General features: G+C 36.7%; 14 protein-coding genes. 7 read left to right on the plus strand and 7 right to left on the minus strand.

Features of this window, described 5'->3' with window-relative positions; genetic code table 11:
* Positions 1 to 23: 23 nt before the first annotated feature.
* Positions 24 to 533, minus strand: coding sequence for an NADPH-dependent FMN reductase (locus tag PGOND44_RS01990; RefSeq protein ID WP_003435614.1), 510 nt, complete (start codon positions 531 to 533; stop codon positions 24 to 26).
* Between the two features lie 128 nt (positions 534 to 661).
* Here PGOND44_RS01990 and PGOND44_RS01995 point away from each other — a divergent pair, with 128 nt between their 5' ends.
* Positions 662 to 1,090 carry a hypothetical protein gene (locus tag PGOND44_RS01995; protein ID WP_003435616.1) on the plus strand — a complete coding sequence of 143 codons (429 nt, stop codon included), beginning with the start codon at positions 662 to 664 and terminating at the stop codon, positions 1,088 to 1,090.
* A gap of 182 nt (positions 1,091 to 1,272) precedes the next feature.
* Here PGOND44_RS01995 and PGOND44_RS02000 read toward each other — a convergent pair whose 3' ends face one another.
* Positions 1,273 to 2,655: an NAD-dependent succinate-semialdehyde dehydrogenase gene (locus PGOND44_RS02000; protein WP_003435618.1), complete on the minus strand. Its 1,383-nt coding sequence runs from the start codon at positions 2,653 to 2,655 to the stop codon at positions 1,273 to 1,275.
* A gap of 551 nt (positions 2,656 to 3,206) precedes the next feature.
* Positions 3,207 to 4,829 (minus strand): family 16 glycosylhydrolase, encoded by a 1,623-nt coding sequence (locus PGOND44_RS02005; RefSeq protein ID WP_003435620.1) that lies wholly within the window; start codon positions 4,827 to 4,829, stop codon positions 3,207 to 3,209.
* Positions 4,830 to 4,972: 143 nt separating this feature from the next.
* Between PGOND44_RS02005 and PGOND44_RS02010 the strand changes: the two genes are divergently transcribed.
* From PGOND44_RS02010 to PGOND44_RS02020, 3 genes are all read left to right on the plus strand, one after another.
* On the plus strand, positions 4,973 to 7,396 hold the full coding sequence (locus PGOND44_RS02010) for a S9 family peptidase (RefSeq protein ID WP_040555677.1): 2,424 nt from the start codon (positions 4,973 to 4,975) through the stop codon (positions 7,394 to 7,396).
* 801 nt (positions 7,397 to 8,197) lie between these two features.
* Complete coding sequence (locus tag PGOND44_RS02015; RefSeq protein WP_003435623.1) at positions 8,198 to 9,928, plus strand: T9SS type A sorting domain-containing protein; 1,731 nt, start codon at positions 8,198 to 8,200, stop codon at positions 9,926 to 9,928.
* A 317-nt stretch (positions 9,929 to 10,245) separates the two neighbouring features.
* Positions 10,246 to 12,078 (plus strand): CocE/NonD family hydrolase, encoded by a 1,833-nt coding sequence (locus tag PGOND44_RS02020; RefSeq protein ID WP_003435625.1) that lies wholly within the window; start codon positions 10,246 to 10,248, stop codon positions 12,076 to 12,078.
* Positions 12,079 to 12,155: 77 nt separating this feature from the next.
* Here the strand turns inward: PGOND44_RS02020 and PGOND44_RS02025 are convergent, their stop codons facing one another.
* The 4 genes from PGOND44_RS02025 to PGOND44_RS02040 are packed head-to-tail and all read right to left on the minus strand — an operon-like array spanning position 12,156 to position 20,702.
* Positions 12,156 to 14,948 (minus strand): alpha-amylase family glycosyl hydrolase, encoded by a 2,793-nt coding sequence (locus PGOND44_RS02025; protein WP_003435633.1) that lies wholly within the window; start codon positions 14,946 to 14,948, stop codon positions 12,156 to 12,158.
* A gap of 58 nt (positions 14,949 to 15,006) precedes the next feature.
* Positions 15,007 to 16,164, minus strand: coding sequence for a SusF/SusE family outer membrane protein (locus tag PGOND44_RS02030; RefSeq protein ID WP_003435636.1), 1,158 nt, complete (start codon positions 16,162 to 16,164; stop codon positions 15,007 to 15,009).
* Positions 16,165 to 16,182: 18 nt separating this feature from the next.
* Positions 16,183 to 17,778, minus strand: a complete 1,596-nt coding sequence (locus PGOND44_RS02035; RefSeq protein WP_003435640.1) for a RagB/SusD family nutrient uptake outer membrane protein — start codon at positions 17,776 to 17,778, stop codon at positions 16,183 to 16,185.
* Between the two features lie 11 nt (positions 17,779 to 17,789).
* Positions 17,790 to 20,702 (minus strand): SusC/RagA family TonB-linked outer membrane protein, encoded by a 2,913-nt coding sequence (locus PGOND44_RS02040; RefSeq protein ID WP_003435642.1) that lies wholly within the window; start codon positions 20,700 to 20,702, stop codon positions 17,790 to 17,792.
* Positions 20,703 to 20,896: 194 nt separating this feature from the next.
* On the opposite strand from PGOND44_RS02040, the gene PGOND44_RS02045 reads away from it, so the two are divergent.
* The 3 genes from PGOND44_RS02045 (at position 20,897) to pgmB (ending at position 24,225) form a co-directional block, all read left to right on the plus strand.
* Positions 20,897 to 21,955, plus strand: coding sequence for a LacI family DNA-binding transcriptional regulator (locus tag PGOND44_RS02045; protein ID WP_003435645.1), 1,059 nt, complete (start codon positions 20,897 to 20,899; stop codon positions 21,953 to 21,955).
* A 94-nt stretch (positions 21,956 to 22,049) separates the two neighbouring features.
* The gene (locus tag PGOND44_RS02050) at positions 22,050 to 23,573 is read left to right on the plus strand and encodes an MFS transporter (protein ID WP_003435647.1); all 1,524 of its coding nucleotides are present in this window, start codon (positions 22,050 to 22,052) and stop codon (positions 23,571 to 23,573) included.
* Entirely contained in the window at positions 23,566 to 24,225 is a 660-nt protein-coding gene (gene pgmB, locus PGOND44_RS02055) for a beta-phosphoglucomutase (RefSeq protein WP_003435650.1), read from the plus strand. Before PGOND44_RS02050 ends, pgmB begins: the two co-directional genes overlap by 8 nt.
* Positions 24,226 to 24,236: the final 11 nt, after the last annotated feature.

Below are 24,236 nucleotides of genomic sequence, written 5' to 3' on the forward strand. Positions count from 1 at the left end.
AACTGCCAATTTAAAATAATATTTTAAAATAACTCTAGAGCAGCTCCAATGATGTCACGGATGTCTTCGGGAAGTATAATTTGCTCGTGCTCAATATCCACATCGGTTTTATAAAGCGGGAGTTGAGAAACGACTTTAGCATCCATTGTTTGTAACGACATCAGTAAAGAGGACATCGCAAATTCACCTCTAGGAGCTATAGGTGTGAAGGTAATGGGCAAGATTCTTTTATGAGCAAATTCGCCAGAGGCGGTACACCATTCTATCATATTTTTTAAGACAGCTGGGATATTATGGGTGTATTCTGGTGTGCAAATAATGATAGCATCAGCGTCGAGTACTTGGTTTTTAAATATTTGAATATGTTGTGGGACTCCATTTTTAAGTCTATCTGGGGTAAACAATTCAAAGTTTGGTAAGAGATCATAAACGCTCATAGCATGCTCACCTTCAGCGTAACTTTGTATAGCTTTAAGAAGGTAGTAATTACTACTATACCGACTAGCCGAGCCTGAAATACCAAGTATTTTCATAGGTATTAAGTTAATTCAGGGGAAAGATAAGGCGAGTTGTCCCTAAATTCAAAAGAAAATAGCCGCAACATTTATAAAATTTGCTGGAGTTTGAAATGTCCTATATTTATAAAAAAAACCTATCAATTATGTTTAAATTCATTTTAGTTATCTTTTCTTCGGTAACGTCCTTTGCAACTTTGGCTCAAAATCCTGAAGAGGTTGTGAATGCTTTCTTTGAAGCTTTAAATTCTAAAGACCATGAGGCTCTGGAGATTTTGACGGTTCATGACATGAAGATTCATAGTTTAAAACTGGGAGATTCGGTTACAATTTCTTCTCAAACTGCAAAGGAATTTATAGAGGGGATTAAGTCTATGCCTGAGGAGGTTACAATTTTTGAAAAAATTATAGATTCTGACTCCATAATTTCAGAACATTTGGCACAATTCACTCTGCCGTATGAATTTTACGTTAATGGAAAATTATCTCATAGAGGAACTAATGTCATGACTTTATTGAAAACTAAATCTGGCTGGAAAGTGAGTTATGTTGCCGATACTCGCGAGAGTTTTTAATTTATTCCTTAATACTTTTATGTCTCCCTGTGATTTGTACTTTATTCTCTAAAAACCATAAGCTCTAGAAACTCAATTTGAAGTTGTCAGTAAAGACACGATTTATATTTTATTGAAGGTAGTTCAATAAAAAAGGAGCAACGCTAGTTGCTCCTTTTTTATTTTCTAAGAATTCGGATTGATTATGCAAACAATACTGATTTAACATTTACAAATTCTTTGAGTCCAAAGCCACCGTGTTCTCTTCCATAACCTGAATCTTTAACACCTCCAAATGGCATATTAGGTTTTGCCATTCCAAAGGAATTGATAAATATCATCCCCGTATCAAAATGTTTTTGAGCCAATTCTTTAGCCTTATCTTCATCTTTGGAAAAAATTCCCCCTCCAAGACCATATCTACTATCATTAGCAATTCTCATTGCATCATCGGTATCTTTTGCTTTTATGAGAGAAGCTACAGGTCCAAACAGCTCGTCATCATATGCTGGTTGTCCGGGTTTTATGTTGTCTAGAACAGTGGCGGGATAATAGTATCCCTCGCCTTCTGGCATTTTACCTCCACATAATATTTTCGCTCCTTTTTCAACACTTTTTTTGACCTGCTCATGTAATTCGTCTCTAAGATCTTTTCGGGCCATAGGTCCAAGATCACTGTCTTCTAGAGTAGGGTCTCCATGTTTGATGTTCTTCATCTGCTGTACAAAAGCATCTTTAAATTTATCATATACCGCCTCAACAACTATAAATCTTTTAGCGGCAATACAGGTTTGTCCATTATTAAAAAGTCTTCCGATAACGCAGGTTTTAACTGCTAGATCAATATCAGCATCTTCTAGTACGACATAAGCATCGTTACTACCAAGTTCCAATACAGTCTTTTTTAAAGCTTTAGCAGATTTTTCTCCAATGATTCTTCCAGCTCCCGGACTTCCAGTTAGAGTAACTCCGCGTACATGATCATTTTCTATTACCGCATCACTTTGATCGTGAGAGATCAATAATACTTTAAATAAATTTTCAGGTAATCCTGCTTCTAAATATATCTTTTCCAATAGCAACGCACTTCCAGTAACGTTTTCAGCATGTTTTAATAGGACTCCGTTACCTGCCATAAGATTAGCAATAGAATATCTCACTACCTGGTAAGCAGGGAAATTCCATGGCTGTATTCCGTAAATTACTCCAAGTGGAGAATAAGTAATAAATCCTTTGCCGCCTTCTGGTAATATTCTTTCCTCGTCTTTAAGAGCCTCTGGACCAGTTTCAGCAGTATAGTCGCATATTGCTGAACAAAGATCAACTTCTGGTTTGGCTTCTTTTTCTAATTTCCCCATCTCCTGAGTCATAAGTTTGGCGAGCTCGTCCTTATGTTCAGCTAATTTTTTACCTATATTTTTAATGATTATTGCTCGATCTACCGTAGGCATCAATTTCCAGTCTAAAAAAGCTTTATGACAAGCGTCTACAGCCTTATTCATCTCACTATCAGACATTGTATCATAGTGTTTGATATTTTTACCCGTTGCAGGGTTTATCGTTTTAAGCTTAAAATCCTTCGACATAGTATTATATTTAATTAATAATTTATTAATTCTATAAAAATAGTTTATATCTATAAGCTTTATCGTAATAGGACGTTAAATCCTCGGTCATCATAGCCTATAAACAATTAAAGTTTTAGTAAAATAGCTTACGAAGTCATTATATTTCAAATGAACTATAAATGAGTTCATCACATCGGCATGATATCTACCTGATAATCTTACCGATTTTTACTACTAAATAGAAATCGAAAGGCAGAAAGCAAACTGATGTCTATTTTGAAATTTCAAATTAATTTGATTGGCATTACTACCAGTGAATAAAGAAGAGTCAAAATTTTAAATTGAAAGCATGTTCTAATCCAAGAGAATAGAAACCATAGTATAGGAATTTATAGTCTACGAAAATTTATAGATTCTGACTCCACAATTTCAGAACTGCTGACTTATTCTAACTAAGATTCATTCTCTAATGTAGAATTTTACATAAAAAATTATAATGTTATGACCTTTCAAAAAACCAAATCTGGTCTGCAAATTAAATAGTCAATCATTTTCATAAGATTTCTAACTTATTCTTTAATAATTTTATAAGTCTCTGTTGTTCGTTGTCCTCTTCTTTGTAATAAATATACCCCAGACGTCCAATTTGAGGTGTCAATACTTGTGCTTTGAGAGTTGAGGACAAAATTATTAATAAGTTGACCTAGAAGATTATATATAAAAACTTCTTGTCCGAGAGCCTCCTTTGGAGAAAGGATAGTGGTTTGATTTTGAGCAGGGTTTGGATAAATGTTTAGTTTCAACTCAGAGTTCACTTCACTAATTCCTAAGCTACTTTCTTGGTATATCCTAACGTAATCTATTTCCATGGTACTTTGTGTAAAGTTAGGATCTATAATGGATTGTATTGCAGTGTTTAATAAGATGTATTGGTCTTGGTAGAAAGGCCAAGTCTCATCGTTTTGCACGTCTGGCTGATATGTATAATGCACATTTCCATCTACACTAAACACCATGCGGTCTGGATACCAGTCTAGAACGTAATTATGAAAAGCTGTTGAAGCCGTTGGAATAACTTGCCCTCCAACATTAGAGGTGTTTCCAAAGCTAGAAGGGGTGTGTAATGCACTTGAGATATAATTCTGGTTATCGCCCCAATGCTCCATAATATCTATTTCCCCACAGGCTGGCCATGGGGTAGTTCCAAAGCCTTGGTTATCCCAATATCCACCAGTTTCCTGTATATTTTGACCGAGCAGCCAGATAGCAGGCCAAGTACCAACACCTGTAGGTAATTTCGCTCTCACTTCAACCCGTCCGTAGGTAAAAGCAAATTTGGAGTTGAGTCGGGCAGAAGTGTATTCCTTAGTCACTCCCTGGTCTGTAAAGGTTTCGTTTTTAGCAACCAAGTTCAAGTTGCCATCTTCAACAAACGTATTCTCAATTCTATCTGTATAGTGTTGTATTTCTCCATTGAACCAAGAGTCACCAAAAGGTAATTCAGTTTGATGGAACCATTTATTTGTATTTATGGCACCGTCTGTATCAAACTCATCAGACCATACTAATTCATCGTAGACAGGATCATTTGGATTTCCGGGTTCATCTTGACTATCTGCGCCTTCAAAATAGAAATCATCTATATAGGCAGTTATTTCGTTGGTATTGTTTTCGCCATTAAGTTGAAGCACCACTCGATTGAAATCGGTCCTGGTTAATGGTTCTGGAGAATCAGGGTTCAAATTGATATATTCATCTTGAAAAAAACTAAAACTTACAGTTTGCCATTGATCCAATTCTATTGTTTTTATAATTTCACTTTGGGTGGACCATGGAGCAGACTGATTTCTATTTTGAAGTTTCAAAGAAATTTGATTGGTTTGATTTCCTGTTAGAGATGGGGAGTGAACATAAATCTTCAAGCTAAAGGTTGAATTTTGATCTAAGAGAATAGCAGAAGAACTATCAAACCCAATATTGGCAAATTCTCCACCTGCATCTTGATATCTCAATACTGTAGAAGAAAGATTTGATGAATCTGTAAATGGATTACCGAAGTTTATATCCATAGAAGCATTATCTGCATACCATGTCGATATGGTCGAATTCCCTTCAAAATCATCTTCCAAAATCTGAGAAACTCCAGTAAAATTTATAAATAATAGTAAGGAGGAAAATAAAACTTTAAGCATGAATTTTTTTTCACAATATATTCATTTACATAACCTTACTAAAACAAGGAGTGTTAAATGTTAATACTCTTGAAGTAACAAAAGAAATATTTGACAATTAGTTCTAGTTTGTATAAATTTAGAGTCAACTATTATCACATGCTATGAAAAATAAATTATTACTACTGTGTGCCCTTTTGCCTTTAATAGGCTTTGGTCAATTGGATTTAAACTACCAGCAGCCCCACAAAAACATCCTTGAACTTGCAGATGCACCTATGCCACCCTCTATGAGCATAAATCCCAATGGGAGCAAGGCTTTACTTATTTATAGGAATCAATACCAAACTATTGAAGATCTAGCCGAAGATGAGCTAAGACTGGCTGGATTAAGAATAAATCCTAAAACAAATATCTCAAGTCGTACCCGTTTTTATGTGGATTTGAAATTATTTGATCCTAGTAAGAAAAAAGAATTTGAGATACAAAATTTACCTGCCAATCCTAAGATTTCAAATATCAATTGGTCACCAAACTACAATTATATAGCATTCACAAATACTCTATCTACAGGGAACGAATTATGGGTCATCGATTATAAAAATAAATCTGCTAGTCGGTTGACAGCTGCTGTGGTTAATGGAAATTTGGGGACTACATTGGCATGGTTGTCAGACGAATCTGGTATTTTGGTTAAGACGTTACCAGAAAAGCGACAAAATCTGATTGATGCAGATAATAAAATCCTAACGGGACCCACGGTTTCTGTAAATGAAGCAGGTGTTGAGGCTCAAAACAGAACTTATCAGGATCTTTTAAAGAACAAGGTTGATGAATTTAATTTTGAAGTTTTGGCGACTTCAGAAATTCATAAAGTAGATTTAGAAGGTAACCAAAGTCTTTGGAAACCAGCGGCGATGTATGGAAGTATGTCTATTTCTCCAGATGGTAACTATGTGATGGTTTCAGAAATTAAAAAGCCATTTTCTTATATAGTAACTTACGGTAGATTTCCAACTTCACACACAATTTATAATGCAGACGGTGACTTAGCTCACGTTATTGCAGATATCCCCCTCATGGAAGAAATGCCCAAAGGATTTATGTCTACCAGAACAGGTCCTAGGAATATGTCTTGGAGAGATGACCAACCAGCAACCCTAGTTTGGGTAGAAGCTCTAGACGATGGAGATGCCGATAAGGAAGTAGAGTTTAGAGATGAAGTTTATCAATTAAAAGCACCTTTTAATGCTAAAAAAGAGGATTTAGCCAAAACTAAATTGCGTTTTTCAGGAATAACGTGGGGAGATAAAACCACTGCTGTCTTAAGTGAATACTGGTGGAATACGAGAACTGTGAGAACTAGTATTTTTAATCCCTCCAATTCAGAAGCGGAGGCTGTACTTTTTAACGAAAGAAATTATCAAAATACCTACGATGATCCAGGGAGTTTTGTAACCACAAAAAATAAATTGAATCAATCTGTCTTACAGATTTTGAATGGAAAACTAACGCTTACTGGAGAAGGGTATTCAGAAGAAGGAAAATTTCCTTTTGTAGATGAATATGATTTGAAATCTAAAACCAGTAAACGCCTTTTTCAAGTTAAAGAGTCCGACTATTTAGAGTCTTTCGTGAATATGATTGATGTTAAAAAAGGCTTGATTCTGACTAGATTAGAAAGTAGTAATGAATTCCCAAATTACTACTTTAGAAATTATAAAACCGGAAGTTTAGAGCAAATTTCAAATTTCGAAAATCCATTTAAGGCCATACAAAATGTAGATAAAGAAGTTATTACTTACAAGCGTGATGATGGTCTTGAGCTTTCTGCTACCTTGTATCTTCCAGTAGGCTATGTTAAAGAGAAGAAAGAAAAAATGCCAATGTTGATGTGGGCTTATCCACGGGAGTATAAGGATAAAAATAGTGCTTCTCAAGTGACCTCTAGTAGCAAAGAATTTACCTATCCATACTACGGCTCACCAATTTACTGGGTCAACAGAGGTTATGTAGTCTTGGACGATGCGGCTTTTCCTATTATTGGAGAAGGGGAGGAGCAACCTAACGACAGCTTCAAAACTCAATTGGTCGCCAACGCCAAAGCAGCTATCGACGCTGTGGATGAGCTAGGCTATATCGACAGAAATAAAGTAGCTGTTGGAGGACATAGTTATGGGGCGTTTATGACAGCCAATTTATTGTCACATTCAGATCTTTTTGCTGCAGGTATCGCTCGGAGTGGAGCTTATAACCGAACGTTAACGCCCTTTGGTTTCCAGTCCGAAGAACGTAATTACTGGGAATCACCAGAGGTTTATAATACCATGTCTCCTTTTATGAATGCGCACAAGATGAAAACACCCTTATTGCTTATTCATGGACAAGCCGATAATAATTCAGGAACCTATCCTATGCAAAGTGAGCGCTATTTCAACGCCTTAAAAGGGCTTGGGGCTCCCGCAAGATTGGTTATGTTACCAAAAGAAAGTCACGGTTATGCTGCGAAAGAAAGTATCATGCATATGTTATGGGAGCAAGATCAATGGCTAGAGAAATACGTCAAAAACAGAGAGATGGAGGAATAAAATTTCTTCTGAATTTGTTTATAGAAAAGACTAGAAGTTATCTTCTAGTCTTTTTATTTCAGGTTAATTTCAAGCCTACAGAACGACAGTAGCGAAATGTCATTCCGACAGAGAAGTTGTTTTGCTTCGACGAGGAATCTCTTCATTCCGTGCAAGGCGGTAGCCGCGATGCGGAATCTTTATAGGTGATGTTCTGAATGTTGAAAAGATCTATCTCAACCTGGCTTCGATACACCCCGCTACAAAAAAGCGGGTCACTCAGCCACCAATTCACCAATGTCATTCCAACAGAGAAGTTTTTTTACTTCGACGAGGAATCTCTTTTTATTTCAACACGTAATTTTTATGTTTTCCATAGGGAGAGATTCTTCAGTCGCTGAAAATGCTCCTTCAGAATGACACTTGCGAAATGTCATCCCAACAGAGAAGTTTTTTACTTCGACGAGGAATCTGTTTGTTTTTTAAAAACCTTTAATACTTTAGTTCTACTTTGCCAAAATCTTAATTTTTCACGCCGACTTCAGTTAGACCTTATAATTCAAGATGGATGTTGAGGTGAACTTTTTCACTAAAGCTTGATATCGTATAAGTTTAAGCTAACGCAACCAAAATCCAGCTTGAGGAAATAAAAGCTCTTAGTAATATTTTGGAGTAATTATTTTCTTATGAATTTAAACTTAAGCTGTAATTTAAGTCCAATATTGAATACTTTTTTAACATATAATTTGATAAATTAATCTTTAGTTAACAAATTGATGGTTATTTTAGAGCAAATTACTTATCATTCCAAATCAAAAGCACATGAAAATTAAAAAATTACTAACTGTATTTATTTTATTATTAGGGGTGACCTCCCTTTTTTCACAAAATAGAATGGGGAAAAAAGCTATGTTAAATGAAGATGGGACTATTTCAGTTTCAGAAATTGAAATTCCTCAAAGCAGGGTATCTACTATAGATCTAGAACTCCTTTTCACTTTTGGAAGGCCTGCGAGTCCAATAGTAAAAAATTCTAGAGGTGTGACTTTAGCAGATTTAAATGGTGATGGAACAGAGGAGGTTATATATGGTATTAATACAACACTATTTGCAATAAGCGGTGACGGATCTATACTATTTGAAAAAGAAGTAGAGGGCCTTATTTTACTTCCGCCTTCAATTGCAGATTTAGATGGAGATGGTTCTCCAGAAATCATAGTCAATACAGGTTATCCAACCACTGTTGGAAGGGTGTATGTAACTGATAATAATGGAGATGATTTGCCTGGCTGGCCTATTACTTTTAATGATAAGTGGATGATTAATGCTCCTGCCATTGCAGATCTAGATGGTGATGGAACTTTAGATATTATTACAGGCGAACGCTTTGGGAGCTCACAAGGTTTTGTACATGCTTTAAATATAGATGGTTCAGAAATTAACGAAAATTGGCCTGTTGAAGTTCCTGCAACTCCTGCATTTACTCCTTCCATTGGTGATATAGATAATGATGGCAGTAATGATGTTGTGATTGCTGCATCTTCAGCTGGAATGTATGCTTTCAACAGTCAAGGAGTTATTTTAGATGGGTTTCCTTTAGTGGACGCTGCTGTTCGATACAGTTATCAATCTCCTATGTTAGTTGATCTAGATGGCGATGAGACTTTAGAGATTGTTGGTGCTAACCATGGAGATAGCCCAGGCTTTTATGTGTTAAATCACGATGCAACTTATTTTCCAGGTTGGCCAATTGCTACCAATGGGTGGACCTATTCTACCCCTACTGTTGTAGACCTTGATGGCGATGAAACTTATGAGATTTTTATGGCAGATAGAAATACGAGTAATGATGAAACAGACTTACCTACTATCTATGGTTTAACTCCAAGCGGTGGTAATCTTTCTAATTTTCCTATTGAAAAATATGGAGGTAATGAAGGGGTGCTGACCATAGGAGATGTAAACGATGATGGAGTTTGGGATATTATTTTTTCGAGTACAATGACTGATGCTGAGGGATTTGGATATATACATGCTTATTCAACAGATGGAAGTGGAGAAATAGAAGGTTTTCCATTGCGTCCTGAAGGATTTACTTTCTTGAATGGAGCTGTCCTAGGTGATATTGATAATGATGGAATGATGGATCTTACAGCAAACTCAAATACACTAACATTTGGCGGTGGTGTAGACATGTCTTATGTAAATACGTACAACTTAAACATTCCTTTTGATAAAAGTAAAATATTAAGCAATGGTTACAAAGGAAGTAATACTCGTGATGGACTTATTAATGAAGAAGTTTTAAGTGTAAATGAATTCTTTGGAAATGAAAAATTAAATATTTTCCCAAATCCTGCAAGAACACATTTTAAAGTAAGACTAGATACCAATGATGAGCTGCAGAACTTAAGTCTATATAACAACTTAGGGCAATTGGTTTTATCCACCACAGAATCCTTTGTAGACACCACAACATTATCTAGTGGTTTATACGTCGTAAAAGTGATAACTAATGAAGGGAAAAGAACATCTAAGGTAGTTATAGAATAAGAAAATCAGAAGTTCATAAAAAAGGCCTAGTAAAACTTACAGGCCTTTTTTATGAACATGACTTTAAAAAGTTATTTATCAAGTAACAGAAGGTTTAGCAGAATTTTTCACGCCGACTTCAGTTAGACCTTATAATTCAAGATGGAGGTTGAGGTGAACTTTCTCGCTGAAGCTGGATATCGTATAAGTTAAAGCTAACGCAACCAAAATCCCGCCTGCGGAAATAAAAGCTCTTAATAGTACTTTGTAGCAATTACTTTCTTGTGAATTTAAACTTAAGCTGTATTTTTAAGTCCTAGAATTAAATTAAAAACTATATGAAACATTTAAAGTTTGGTTTCATCTTATTCTTGCTGTGCACTGTATCTAGTGTGATGGCTCAATATGATGTCAAAGCCAATTACGACAAGCAAGAAGTAGAAATCAAAATGCGCGATGGTGTAAAACTGCATACCACTATTTACACGCCTAAGGACACCTCAAAATCTTATCCGATCTTGATGCAACGGACGCCTTATAGCTCTAGACCTTATGGCGAAGACCAGTATAGACGACAAATAGGGCCTAACAAATTTCTTATGGAAGAGGGAAATATTATCGTCTACCAAGATGTGCGTGGTCGCTGGATGAGTGAAGGCAAGTATGATAATATGCGCGGCTTTATCCCAAAGAAAAAACGCAAAGAAACAGATGAGGCTTCAGATACGTATGACACGATCGACTGGCTTGTGAAGAATGTTGACAACACTAATGGAAATGTAGGGACTTGGGGGATTTCTTACCCTGGGCACTATGCAGCCATGTCGTTACTCTCCGATCATCCTGCCTTAAAAGCAGCTTCGCCACAAGCGCCGATTGGCGATTTTTACTTTGACGACTTTCATCACAATGGTGCTTATTTATTGAGCTATTGGGTTGCTACGGCCGTGTTTGGCTATGATAAAGAAGGACCCACTACAGAATCTTGGTACTCCATTCCAGACATTGGTACTCAGGACGCGTATCAATTCTTTTTGGATATTGGTCCATTGTCTAACCTCGATAAGTATTACGGAGAAGACAATGTGTTTTGGCAACAGCTAAAAGATCACCCAGACTATGATGAGTTTTGGCAAGAACGTGGACTTGTGCAGCATATGAGGGATGTAAAACCTGCTGTCTTGACGGTTGGTGGTCTGTTTGATGCAGAAGACCTTTATGGTCCGTTTGAAATCTATAAAAGCTTAGAAGAAAATAGCGATAATTTTAATGCTGTTGTTTTTGGACCCTGGAGTCATGGCGATTGGGCTAGACTCAAGCAGAGACAAGCGGTTGGCAATATGTATTTTGGAGATGATTTGTCTGAAAACTTTCAGGTTAATTATGAAACCCAATTCTTTAATCATTTTCTAAAAGATGAAGGGGAGTTTGATGTTGCGGAAGCTACTATGTATGATACTGGAGCGATGCAATGGGATGAATACGAGATGTGGCCTCCAGAAAACGTAACGGCTACAGACTTTTACTTGGGTGACAATCAAAACTTAAGTATGGAAGCCAATCCAGATTTTGAAAATAAATTTGTGAGTGATATCACTAAGCCCGTCCCTTTTACTGAAGACATTAAGGTCACTTTTACACCAAGAAAGTTTATGACAGACGACCAACGTTTTGCTGCTCGTCGTCCAGATGTGATGGTTTATGAAACTAAAGTGTTGGAAGAAGACCTGAAACTTTCTGGTGAAATTTTAGCAGCTCTTGAGGTTGCTACTACGGGAACAGCTTCAGACTGGATTGTGAAAATCATCGATGTGTATCCTGCCGATGCAGAAGATTCTGAAGAAATGCAAGACCACTTGAAGATGAGCAATTACCATATGATGGTAAGAAGTGAAGTCTTTAGAGGTCGTTATAGAGAAAGCTTTTCGGAGCCTAAGCCTTTTGTACCTAATCAAAAAACAAGTGTAGATTTCCAGTTACAAGATGTTAATCACACGTTTAAGAAAGGGCACAAATTGCAAATACAAGTGCAGAGCACGATGTTTCCTTATATCGATAGAAATCCACAGAAGTATGTAGACAATATCTTTGAAGCTACAGAGGACGATTTTGAAACGCATACCCATACTATTTATGGAGATTCAAAAATTGTTCTTCCTGTAGTGAAGTAATATAGAAATAGCCTACTACAAAAAAGACCTCGAGTGAACACTCGAGGTCTTTTTGGCTATAACTAAAACAAATAAAATTAGTTGATCATCAATTTTTTGGTCTCAAAGTTTTGTTGATTTCTATAGGTTATAAAATATAACCCTGGACTTAGATTTTCAACTCCAAATCTATGATTAGCATTGAAGCTACCCTTATAGTCTTTGATTAGCCTTCCATTCATATCATAAACCTGAACAGCATCAACTTCATTTGAAATTGAAAAGTAATTGGCTGTTGGATTTGGATAGACCGTATAATTTAGGGCAGAAACCTCATTTGTACTTAAAGAGGGCTGGTTATTGAAATAGACCTTAAACTCTCCAGGAGCCAAAGTGACGTTCATAGACATATCGCTGACTTCTAAGCTAGTTTCAGTGACCACATCATACCAGGTTCCAGCTTCTTGGAAAAAGGGTTGAGTAGTAAGTGAAGTCACTCCAAAGTTTCCAACAATGATCACGTACTTAGGTTCGCTACCAGTGGCGTTATCATCGACTAAGTATATTTTCTTTTCAAAATCGTCAGCGACTTCCAAAGTAAAATTATCAGTTTTGAAAATGGGTTCATTTCGTTTTAAAGCGATTAGTTTCGACCAAACGTCATACACGTCTGTTCTGTTTGAATTGTTGAGGTAATCCCAACGTATTGGCTTAGGCCCAGTTCTACAATCATTATTTATAGTTCCGTCTTCACAATAATTGATACTAAATTCATAGCCCAATTCTCCAAATTGCCAGATCATTTTGGGCCCTGGAATGGTAAAATAAAAGGCCCCTGCAAGTTCTAGTCTATCCAAAGCTGTATTGAGTTCTGTGATATCATAAGCACCATTACTATTTCCAAATTCTAGGTTTTTATACATCAATCTTTCCTCATCATGACTTTCCATATAACTCACGTTGGATGGAGTAGACCAGCCTCTATTTTGATAGGAAACATTGCTGAAATTTGAATCGTCATAGCCCATCGTGGCTTGATTGTAATTGAAATTACTGTTTCCCCAAACCATCATACCAGGTTCGCTAGCATTGCCTGTGGCTCTGTGGTTAATCAAAATAGTTTCTTCAGAATTGGGAGCGAAATGCTCTAAAATCACGTAAGCGTCTTCATCATAACTTCTAATGTCGTCGTACATTCTATTTAGAAGATTAATTCTAGATTGATCGAAGCCACCACCATCGCCAACAGTGTTGGTAAAGCCTTTGGTAAAGTCGAATCTGTAACCATCAATTTTGTACTCTTCTAACCAAAATCTATTGATTTGATCCATATAGTTTTGAGTAGCTAGTGATTCGTGATTGATATCATTAAAAAACTGAAACGCCGTATTAGGGTCATTTTCATTAAAAATAGGATTCTCTGAAGTTGCTTGGCCATTGTAGCACCCACCACAATCGTTGTACATTCTATAATAAGGATGTTGACCGGTCCCATGATTGAAAACGACATCTAATAAAACAGCAATCCCTCTTTGATGACAAGCGTCTACAAAAGCTTTAAAATCATCTGGTGAACCGTAATATTTATCTAAAGCCATGTGTAAAGCTATGTTGTATCCCCAACTGAGATTACCGTCAAATTCATTCACAGGCATAAGTTCTATGGCATTGATGCCTAAGTCTTCCAAATAATCCAATCTATTGATGACCGATTGGAAGGTATGGTCTTCATCAAAATCTCTGATAAGCATTTCGTAAATAACCAAATCCTCTTGAGCTGGTCGAGTAAAATTCTCTATTTGCCAATCGTAATCTGGTTGATTCAATTTTACCCAGCTTACCAATTCTGAAGTAGCTCCTTGTGGATAACTTGGAATATTTGCAAAAGTTGCATTGTCTATAAACTGGTCGTTGAAGGGGTCTAAAACAACTTTGGAATAAGGATCTGCTACAACCAACTCTGCTTCTATGCTGTATTGAAATAAGAAATCGTCATTGGGAGCGCTGAAGTTATTCAAGGTAATCCAATGTTGATTGGTATCATTATCAAAATTTAATAAGTAGGTATTATCAATAGTCCAGTTGTTGGAGTTGAAGTTACCAATAAGGTGAACAAATTCCTTTTCGGGAGCAAACAAGACTAAAGTGATTTCATTGGGATTACTACTGTCATAATTAATACCGTTTTGAGCACCTGCGGGAACAGGAGCAATAGTCACATTTGGAGTTAACACAGCATTAAAACTGAATTCAAATACCTCACCAGAATTAGGCTCTGTGGCTGTTAATACAAAATTAGAATCTTCGTTTACTGTCAAATTATTAGTATACGAAGTGATTCCGTCTTGAGTATCAATAACACTTCCGTTTGAAGTCAATACAAAATTAGCATCGAGACTCGCTGAGGCTTCTATATTCAAAACATCTCCAGAATCGAGTAGAGTAGTGGTCTCTGTTGGACTGTTTAAGGTAACTTGAAAACTTCCAACAGGAATTAAGTTATCTTGAGTCTTTTTATCTCCAGTCCCATCTTTAGCTTTCACCAACATGCCTAACTGACCAATATCGGTAGCGTTGTAAAAGGTAGTTGGTGTGAAGGTGATGGAATAAGTTCCATCTCCATTATCTGTCATTTTTTGAGTTTCATTGGAATTCTCCCAAGTGCCATTGGTGGGAGAGTTGTTACCAAAATCGCCATTGGTATCGATATACCAAGCCCAAAAGTAAACCTCTGTAACGGACCATATTGAGGGATCTACATTGGAGACCGTAATCGTAATCTCTTCATCCTGATCGAAGGTAGGAGGAGAGACGCTAAAGACCCCATTTTGTTGTTGAGCAAATCCTAAGATAGAGCATAGTAAGACTGCAATAAGTAATAATTGTTTCATAGTATGTGGGTATAAAAAAGGCTATCCTTTTGAGATAGCCTTTAGATTAATAGTTGAATTATTGTAGCGAAATTAGCATATAATTTCCTGTAAGGTCATTGAACCAAACTTCGTAAGTTCCAGCGCTAGAAGGAATATTTGGACCTCCTAAAGAACCAAATCCAGAAAATTCTGTATTGCTTCCCCAGTTAGCAACGTCCCAATCATCTTCAGCTCTAAATTTCACTTCTCCATCAAAAAGTTCAATTTCAGAGATGTACCAAATGTGTGGGTCGAAAGTAGATTGAGTCATATCGATGTCTTGACTCCAACCCTCATCGCTTCCAGTTGTTCCAAATCCAATAATTCCAATACTTGCATAAGTCTCAAAACTTGATTCATCAAAAGCAACCAAAGAAGAGGTTTTATTTTCTGTATCCACATCTATTGTATAGTATCCATCTCCAGCAGTAATTTGGAAAGGTCCTGGATCTCCACCAAGATCTTCACTAGTTTCAAACGAACCATCTTGAAGACCCCACTGTGGTTGCCAAGCCCCTCTGTTTTCAATTAACTTAAATTCATTAGTATCTCCACCCAAAAATTTACCTGTATAGGTAAAGACATTTTCATTTTCTGGATCTCTTACTAATGGAAAATTATTGTTGTCGTTATTCCAATCTGCGGCAGTCGCATTACCTACTAAATATAGATTAGGAAATACGGGAAGTGGTTCTGGTCCACCTGAAGCAATTAAAGTCACTGTAAGTGTGGTTACTTCTGAAAGAGTTTCAGGAGAGTTTTCAGCATTTTCAGAACCAATTAAAGCTCTAACCCGAAAGTATAAATCGCCAGTATCTGGGTTTTCTGTCGCTTCATCATTGTCTAAACCAGCGGCTTCTGCAAGGCTTAACAACTGTGCTACTGTAATAGAAGCTTGGAGATTTGACGTTTCGGCTAAAAGTTCAGGAGCCGTAAATTCAAAATCAGAAGAACCTTCCAGTTGATAAGTTATTGGGGTAGGAATTCCAAAATCTGGGGATTCCCAAGTAAAGCGTTCTGCATTATTTTGAGCGGTTTGTTCACTCAATAAATATTCTCCCAAAAAGTCGTTGGTAAATGATATTTGGTCTGGAGGTGTCTGAGCAGTGAACTGTATTTCATCATCTTCACTACAAGCATTAAACGCTACTACTGCGAAAAACACCATTATTAATTTTAAAATGTTCTTGTTCATAATTTTTAGTATTTAATATTAATAACCTGGATTTTGTGTTAAATTTTGATTGGTCGCTAAACTAGCTGAAGGAATAGGATATATCGCTCTAAAACTATCGATTGAAGTTCCTGTTGAAGGACCACCTTTAAACGCCCAAATATACTGATTTCCAGTGTATAAGCCGAATCGGATAAGATCTTGTCTCCTATGGCTTTCCCAGTACAATTCTCTAGCACGCTCATCGATAAGAAAATTGAGATCGAGTTGAGCAGAAACAATATTTGCTGAAGTGTCTCCAAAGGCTCTTTCTCTTAGTAAGTTCACATAATTAAGAGCTGTATTTAGATCTCCGCCACCACCTCTTAGATGTGCTTCTGCATACATGAGATACGCATCTGCTAGTCTAAACATAGGAAAATCTGCATCAGTAAAGGTTCTATCAGAACCAAAACCACCTGTAGAAGTTCTATTGGAATATTTAGTAGTGATATAACCTGTATTAGGGTCTGTGACGACAAGAGAAATAGGTCTGTCTTCAGTGATAATTAAATTTCTGGCATCATTTTCAAAAAGTGGATTTAAAGTAAATTTCTCAGAAAATTGTGGTCTGAGTCTAAATAAGCCTCCAAATCCACCTGGATTCACGCCCAAGCTTTCTCCATTTTGTTCTTGAGCTCCCACCTGACCTTGGATTATGATGGTTGTTCCTCCAAAATTTTGAGTAGTTTGTCCATCATTGGCGATAGGAAAGATAATTTCATTTTGAGCACCATTGCTGTTGTTATCTGCTAAAAAGTTGAATTGATAATCATTTACCAATTGATAACCAGAATTGATGACAGCTTCAGATCTTGATAAAGCCTCCGCATATCTAGGAGTTCCTGTATACACTTCAGCATTCAAGTAGATTTTAGCCAAAATCATATGAGCAACTCCTTGATCAATCCGTCCGTATTCTCCAGAGTTTCCAGCAGGAAGATCTTCTAAAGAGTTTAGCAATAAACCTTCTATTAAATCAAATAGCTCTGGTCTGCTCAACTCCTCTCCTTGAGTAAAACCAACTTCTGTAGTTTCATCATAGAACGGTGCTTTTCCAAACATATCCATAAGGTGATAATAAGATAAAGCTTTCAATACTTTAGCTTCAGCCCTATAGGTTTGTATATCTCCAAGAGAACCAATTCCTCTAGATTGTAACAACTCATCTGTAGATTGTCTTAAGAATTCATTAGAGAGTGATACAGAAAACATAGCTCTAGAATAGACACCTCTTAATAAGACGTTTTCTGGAGAAGCAGAATTTCGCTGCACTCCTCTAATTCCTGGATCATTTTCAAAAGTGAAAATAGTTTCATCTGTAGAAAGATTTTGCAGATTAAATAAACCCCTCATATATTGTCCAGTACCAGCATCCAATCCTCCTATGTTACTTCCTCCTGGACCAGTTAGGGAAGACAAAGAAAGGTTGGCATATACTCCAGCAAGGGCTTGTTTGTAAGCTTCTGCGGAAGTGAATATTTGGTCTGCTAAGGTGATGTTGGGATCTCTAATCTCCACATCCAAATCAGATTCACAAGACGAGAACATAAATGCTCCAAATAGTGTGAGTAGTATATAGTGTTTAATTTTCATAATTGAATTATTTAAAAATTATAATTAACGCCAAGTAAGTAAGTTCTTCCTCTTGGATAGATCGTGTTATCGATACCACTGATGTTTAATTCAGGATCTACTCCAGAATAATCGGTGATCACAAAGGCATTTTGTAAGCCCATCCAGAATCTTAAGCTCGTCGATTCCCTATTAAAACCTCTGAGTGTATACCCTAAAGTAACGTTATCCATTCTTAAGAAAGACGCGTCTTCTACAAAGAAATCTGATAAGATAACATCTGGGGTTCTTGCAAATCCCGTTTCTAAAACCTGTACAGGTAAGTTATTAGGAGATACTAAGTTAAGATTACCCAATTGAGCTCTTGAAGAATTCACATTGTTGTAAATATCATTTCCAAAGCTAGCTCTTAGGTTAAAATTGAAATCGAAGTTTTTGTACGTGAAGTTGGATTGGAAACCCATCAATACATCTGCTTGTCCATTTCCAGACACATAGCGATCTCTGTCATCAATTGTACCGTCTCCATTTAAATCTGCATAGGCTCCTTCAATGGGTTGCCCAGCTTGATCATATAATTGAGCATAGGTGAAAAAAGAATTTGGCCATGCTCCTTCTCTTTGAACTTGTATGGTATTTCCAGTACCTCCAGCGATTCCACCTACAAAAATGTCTTGTCCAAAAGCAAGGTTGGTAATTTCTCTATCGATAGCGGTAAAGTTGTAGTTCACATTCCAGTTTATGTCATCTTGACGGATCACATTATAATCGAGATTTACTTCAATACCTTTTGAAACAAATTCACCGATATTTTGGAAACCTTGGTTGGAGAAGTTTGCACCGTCTGGCACAGGAACATCCGACAAGAGATCATCTGCAGTTCTTTCAAAAACATCTACAGAACCAGACAGTCTATTGTTAAATAATTCAAAGTCTACCCCTAAGTTGATTTCGGTTAAGATTTCCCATTTTATATCTGGATTGGTATATAGTGGTTGAAAGGGTACAATTGGATTTCCAAAATTATACTGTTGGTTAGACAAACCTGTTTGGTAGCGTCTCAAGTAATCGGAAGTTGAAGGAACGTCTTGTTGACCTAATTGCCCCCAACCAGCTCTTACCTTTAGACTGTTAATCAAGTTGCTATCTTCCAAGAAATCCTCTTCAGTTAATACCCAAGCACCAGAGACTGAAGGGAAATATTCAAATCTATTCTCTGGAGAGAATTTTGAAACCCCATCTCGTCTAATAGACGCATTCACAAAATATTTATCCTGAAAGCTAAAGTTTGCTCTACCAAAATAACCAATTAGAACAACGTCATCTGCAACTGTGGTTCTGGGTTCTTGTGCGTTTGGGTCTAAAATTTCGTTGGTAGTAAAACGTTCAGATTCAAATTTTTGATAAGAATAACCTGCCGTTAATTTTAAACCGAAATCGTTAAAGTCATTTTCATAAATAAAGTAAGAATCGGCAGATGTATTAGTTCTAGTTTGTTCATAGCGAGATTCGTTGCCGATAAACTCTCCTTGTTCTGCATTCACTCCTAAAGCACTTGTTCTAGGTCTGGTTAAGGAGCCGCCACTATCTGTCCTATCATAACCAAGGTTGGTAACAAGTCTTAATTCTGGTAAAAAGTGAAACTTGTAGTCTAGATTTAAATTACCAAATAGTCGGTCGGCATTACTTACATTTCTAGTTTGAAGTAATTGTGAGACTGGATTTCTTGGGACATTAGAGGCTGCGGAGCCATCATTGTCTAAAAACTCAAAGAAACCACCATAAGGAGACCCTGGTGATCTTACCGGTTGAGTAGGATCAAAAGAGATAGCGTTGCCTTCAACTCCATCTGCAAATCTATTGTCTTCATTGCTATAGTTGGCATTTAAGCCTACTTTAAGATGGTCGTCAAAAAGTCTTGGATTTAAAGATAAAGATGCTGTGGTTCTATCAAACTTAGAGGTTTGTCTTAAACCTTCTTGGTCTGAACGATTTAAGGATAACCTAGAAGGAATTTTCCCGAACAAGGCACCACGAACACTTAAGTTTATATCAGAAGATTTTGCGTCTCTGTATATTTCATCCTGCCAATTGGTATTAGCACTGCCCAATTCTCCAAGTCGACTCGGAAAATTCTCAGCTACTAAATTTCGAAATTGACCTGCACTTAACACATCTACAGTATTATCTATAGTGGTGATGTTTTGCTGAACATCTAGAGAAACACTGAGTTCCCCCCTTCCTTTTTTGGTGTTGATGATAATGACACCATTGGATGCTCGGATACCATAAATAGCCGCCGCAGAAGCATCTTTTAATACAGAAAAAGATTCGATATCATTTGGATTAATGGTAGAAAGGATAGACCGTGTTCCATCTGCAACAGAATTATCTAAAGGCAAGCCATCCAAAACGATTAAAGGAGAATTATTAGCATTGAAAGAAGACCCTCCACGGATTCTAATTTCAGATCCAGATCCTGGACCACCCCCTTTAGTGACAGACAAACCAGGGACTCTACCCTGTATAAGACTTTCTGAAGTGACAATATTTCCTTTGTTGAAATCTTTTTCTGTAACAGAAACCACAGAACCTGAGATAGATTTCACCGTTTGATTTCCGTAGCCCACTACTACAACCTCGCTAAGAGCTTCGGCATCTGCAACCATAGATATATCTATGGAAGTGTTATTTCCATTAAAGACAATATCTTGAGTTCTATAACCTATATAGCTAAAGGATAGGGTTTCACCGTTTTCTAAAACGATTGAGTAATTTCCGTCAAAATCGGTCGTTGTTCCCTTATTAGTATTTTTAACAGCGATATTTACTCCAGGTATTGGCATACCCGAATTATCGACAACGGTTCCACTTACTGTGGATTGTGCAAAAATACTGATAGGCAATAGCATTAGCAACAGACCTAAAAGTTTAATTGTTCGCATAGAGTATTGTTTTGTGTTATTAATGAGTTATATTTTTACTTCCGATGTTAAAGCTATATAAACTATTTTCAATAACCTTAACAACCTTACAGCTACAACGTTTTCGTGTTGATAACTTTTTATTTTTAGCAAAATTTGTGGCTATTTTTGATAGATTTTCTTATTTTGAGACCAAATTAATGTAAGATCGTGAAATGAAGCAAAAACCAACACTCAAAGTCATCGCTAAAGAACTAGATGTTTCAGTATCCACAGTGTCTAAAGCCCTGAGAGACAGTAAAGAAATTGGGGAGGAGACCAAAAGGAAAGTAAAGGCTTTTGCTAAGCTTTATAATTATAGACCCAATAATATTGCCTTAAGTCTCAAAAATAAAAAAACCAAAACACTGGGAGTTATCATTCCTGAAATTGTTCATCACTTTTTTACCACGGTAATTTCTGGTATAGAACATTATGCTAATGATAAGGGATACAACGTTATTGTTGGTTTGTCCAATGAATCTTTTAAGAAAGAAGTGATTAACCTAGAGATGTTAGCCAACGGGAGTATAGATGGCTTTATTATTTCTGTAGCCAAAGAAACTCTTTCATTTAAAGATTTTCACCATTTATCAGAAACTATAGACCAGGGTATTCCTATCGTCATGTTCGATCGTGTTATTGATGATATTGAATGTGATAAAGTTATTGTAGATGATGTCAAAACCTCGGCGAAAGCAGTTCAAAAACTAATTGATGGAGGATGTAAGAACATAGGAATTATAAGTACAAAAGACTATGTGAGTGTTGGTAGACTGAGAACTGAAGGCTATAAAAATGCACTAAATGCAAATCATATTGAAATTCAAAAAAGCCGAATATTAAAAATTGACGATAAGTTCAATTCAGATGATAATATTGAATTTTTGGAGGAACAAATCTATACTTATTTTGAAGAAAATGAAGTCGATGGACTTTTTGCGGTCAATGAGCTTTATGCGATTACAGCAATGAAGGTTGCAAGGCAAAAAGGTTTGACTATTCCTGATGATTTACAAGTCATTGGTTTTACAGATGGAGTACTGTCTAAGCATGCATTTCCTCCTCTAACCACTATAAGCCAGCACGGCTTCGAAATGGGAGAGGAGTCTGCGAAATTACTCATCGATAGACTAGAAAATCCCAATGAAGACGAAGAGCCCTTTAAGACCATCGTTGTTAAAACGGATATCATCGATAGGGAAACTACAAAATTGCATAACCCAAAAAAATAAATATATTTGCAGTTCAACAAAGCTATATTTTTACTTCCATAAGATGAGCTTTGTTAAATTATAAGGCTTATCGTTTTAACTTAAATTAGACGATATGCAAAAGCGAAAGCTTAGTTTTTGGGAAATCTGGAACATGAGTTTCGGTTTCTTAGGAATTCAATTTGGATTCGCCCTTCAAAACGCCAATACTTCTCGTATTTTTGAAACTCTAGGTGCCGACGTAGAGGATATTCCTATTTTATGGATTGCTGCTCCAGTCACTGGCTTGGTTGTACAACCTATTGTAGGTTATCTCAGCGATAAGACCTGGACCAGATTGGGTCGTCGTAAGCCATATTTTCTAGTTGGGGCAATTTTAGCCTCCATCGCTTTATTTTTAATGCCAAATTCTCCAGAATTATGGATAGCTGCAGGAATGTTGTGGATCATGGATGCGTCCATCAATATCTCCATGGAACCCTTCCGAGCTTTTGTAGGTGATAATTTACCAGAAGAACAGCGCACATTGGGCTTCGCCATGCAAAGTTTCTTTATTGGAATAGGAGCCGTTGTAGGTTCTGCCTTACCTTATGTCTTAACCAATTGGATGGGAATCGATAATACAGCACCAGCTGGTGAGATTCCAGATTCTGTAAAATGGTCCTTTTATGTAGGAGGTGTGGTCTTTTTTCTCGCTGTCCTTTGGACGGTTTTATTTTCAAAAGAATATTCTCCAGAAGAGATGGAAGCCTTTGAAAAAGAAAGTGCTGCTATCACGATAGAACCCAAAACTGAACAAGAAATTCGTAAGAATATAACAACCCAGCAGAAATCTGGTTCGATCATGATTTTGGTGGGTGCGATTGTTTCGTATTTGATTTATGCCAATGCACTTACCAAAGAACTTTACATCTTATTTATTGGACTTATCATTGTTGGAGTTTTATTTCTCATTGTTTCAGAATTAAGAAAAAAAAGCGTGAGAAATGGCTTTACGATCATCGTTTCAGACTTGTTAAACATGCCTAAAACGATGAAACAGCTGGCCTGGGTTCAATTCTTTTCGTGGTTTGCCTTATTCTCCATGTGGATCTATACCACTCAAGCCGTCACGGGTCATGTGTTTGATACACGAGACACCACTTCAAAACTTTACAATGATGCCGCCGACTGGGTTACAGTAATGTTCACTGTATACAACGGTGTTGCAGCTCTTGTGGCTTTTGCTTTACCAGTTCTTGCGAAGAAAACGAGTAATAAATTCACCCATATGTTGGCTCTTATTTTGGGAGGTTTAGGTTTAATCTCTATTTATTTTATGACGACTAAAACTGGACTTATTATAAGTATGGTAGGAGTAGGAATAGCATGGGCCTCTATACTTTCCATACCTTACGCCATGCTCTCCGGCTCTTTACCGTCTTCCAAAATGGGCTATTATATGGGAGTCTTCAATTTTTTTATTGTGATTCCACAAATAGTAGCTTCTACGATTTTAGGCTTTATCGTCTCCAACCTGTTTGACAATCAACCTGTTTATGCCCTAATTATAGGAGGGATCGCTATGATCGCAGCAGGATTATTCACCCTAAAAGTAACTACAAATTCAAGAATAGACATAAATCAAAACAATGACTAAAGCATTTATATTCGATCTCGATGGGGTCATCGTAGACACTGCAAAATTCCATTATTTAGCATGGAAAAATTTAGCGGACTCTCTAGATATTCCTTTTTCTGAAGAAAAGAATGAACAGTTAAAGGGAGTTTCCAGAGTGAAATCCCTTGAGAAAATTTTAGAATGGGGTCACAAAATTCTTCCTGAAGCTGAATTTGAAGCTCTCATGTCCAAAAAAAATGAAGAGTACTTGTCATATGTCAATCAAATGACCAAAAAGGATATACTTCCTGGAGTTATGGAAACTCTAGACTACCTTAGGTCCAATGGTTACGCCATTGCTTTAGGATCTGCTAGTAAAAACGCTAGGCTCATCCTATCTAAAGTTGGCCTCGAGGCTTATTTTGAAGAGATTATTGACGGAAACGAAGTCACTAAAGCTAAACCCAATCCTGAAGTTTTTTTAAAAGGAATCGATGCCCTTGGAGGTACTCCAGAATATGCCATTGTCTTTGAAGATTCTTTAGCTGGAATTGAAGCTGCAAACATAGCGCGTATGACTAGTGTAGGTATAGGAGATAAATCTGTTTTAAAAGAGGCAGATTTCAACTTTCAAAACTTCACTGAAATCGACAAATCTGTAATTGAGACGTTGATTAAATTCAAGAAATAAATTATTAAACG

The organism is Psychroflexus gondwanensis ACAM 44, from assembly GCF_000355905.1.
GTDB lineage: Bacteria > Bacteroidota > Bacteroidia > Flavobacteriales > Flavobacteriaceae > Psychroflexus > Psychroflexus gondwanensis.

Coding starts and splice junctions, on each gene's coding strand:
- pgmB (WP_003435650.1), top strand. CDS start 23,566: ATGACTAAAGCATTTATATTCGATCTCGATGGGGTCATCGTAGACACT.
- PGOND44_RS01995 (WP_003435616.1), top strand. CDS start 662: ATGTTTAAATTCATTTTAGTTATCTTTTCTTCGGTAACGTCCTTTGCA.
- PGOND44_RS02015 (WP_003435623.1), top strand. CDS start 8,198: ATGAAAATTAAAAAATTACTAACTGTATTTATTTTATTATTAGGGGTG.
- PGOND44_RS02020 (WP_003435625.1), top strand. CDS start 10,246: ATGAAACATTTAAAGTTTGGTTTCATCTTATTCTTGCTGTGCACTGTA.
- PGOND44_RS02025 (WP_003435633.1), bottom strand. CDS start 14,948: ATGAAACAATTATTACTTATTGCAGTCTTACTATGCTCTATCTTAGGA.
- PGOND44_RS02040 (WP_003435642.1), bottom strand. CDS start 20,702: ATGCGAACAATTAAACTTTTAGGTCTGTTGCTAATGCTATTGCCTATC.
- PGOND44_RS02000 (WP_003435618.1), bottom strand. CDS start 2,655: ATGTCGAAGGATTTTAAGCTTAAAACGATAAACCCTGCAACGGGTAAA.
- PGOND44_RS02010 (WP_040555677.1), top strand. CDS start 4,973: ATGAAAAATAAATTATTACTACTGTGTGCCCTTTTGCCTTTAATAGGC.
- PGOND44_RS02045 (WP_003435645.1), top strand. CDS start 20,897: ATGAAGCAAAAACCAACACTCAAAGTCATCGCTAAAGAACTAGATGTT.
- PGOND44_RS02035 (WP_003435640.1), bottom strand. CDS start 17,778: ATGAAAATTAAACACTATATACTACTCACACTATTTGGAGCATTTATG.
- PGOND44_RS02030 (WP_003435636.1), bottom strand. CDS start 16,164: ATGAACAAGAACATTTTAAAATTAATAATGGTGTTTTTCGCAGTAGTA.
- PGOND44_RS01990 (WP_003435614.1), bottom strand. CDS start 533: ATGAAAATACTTGGTATTTCAGGCTCGGCTAGTCGGTATAGTAGTAAT.
- PGOND44_RS02005 (WP_003435620.1), bottom strand. CDS start 4,829: ATGCTTAAAGTTTTATTTTCCTCCTTACTATTATTTATAAATTTTACT.
- PGOND44_RS02050 (WP_003435647.1), top strand. CDS start 22,050: ATGCAAAAGCGAAAGCTTAGTTTTTGGGAAATCTGGAACATGAGTTTC.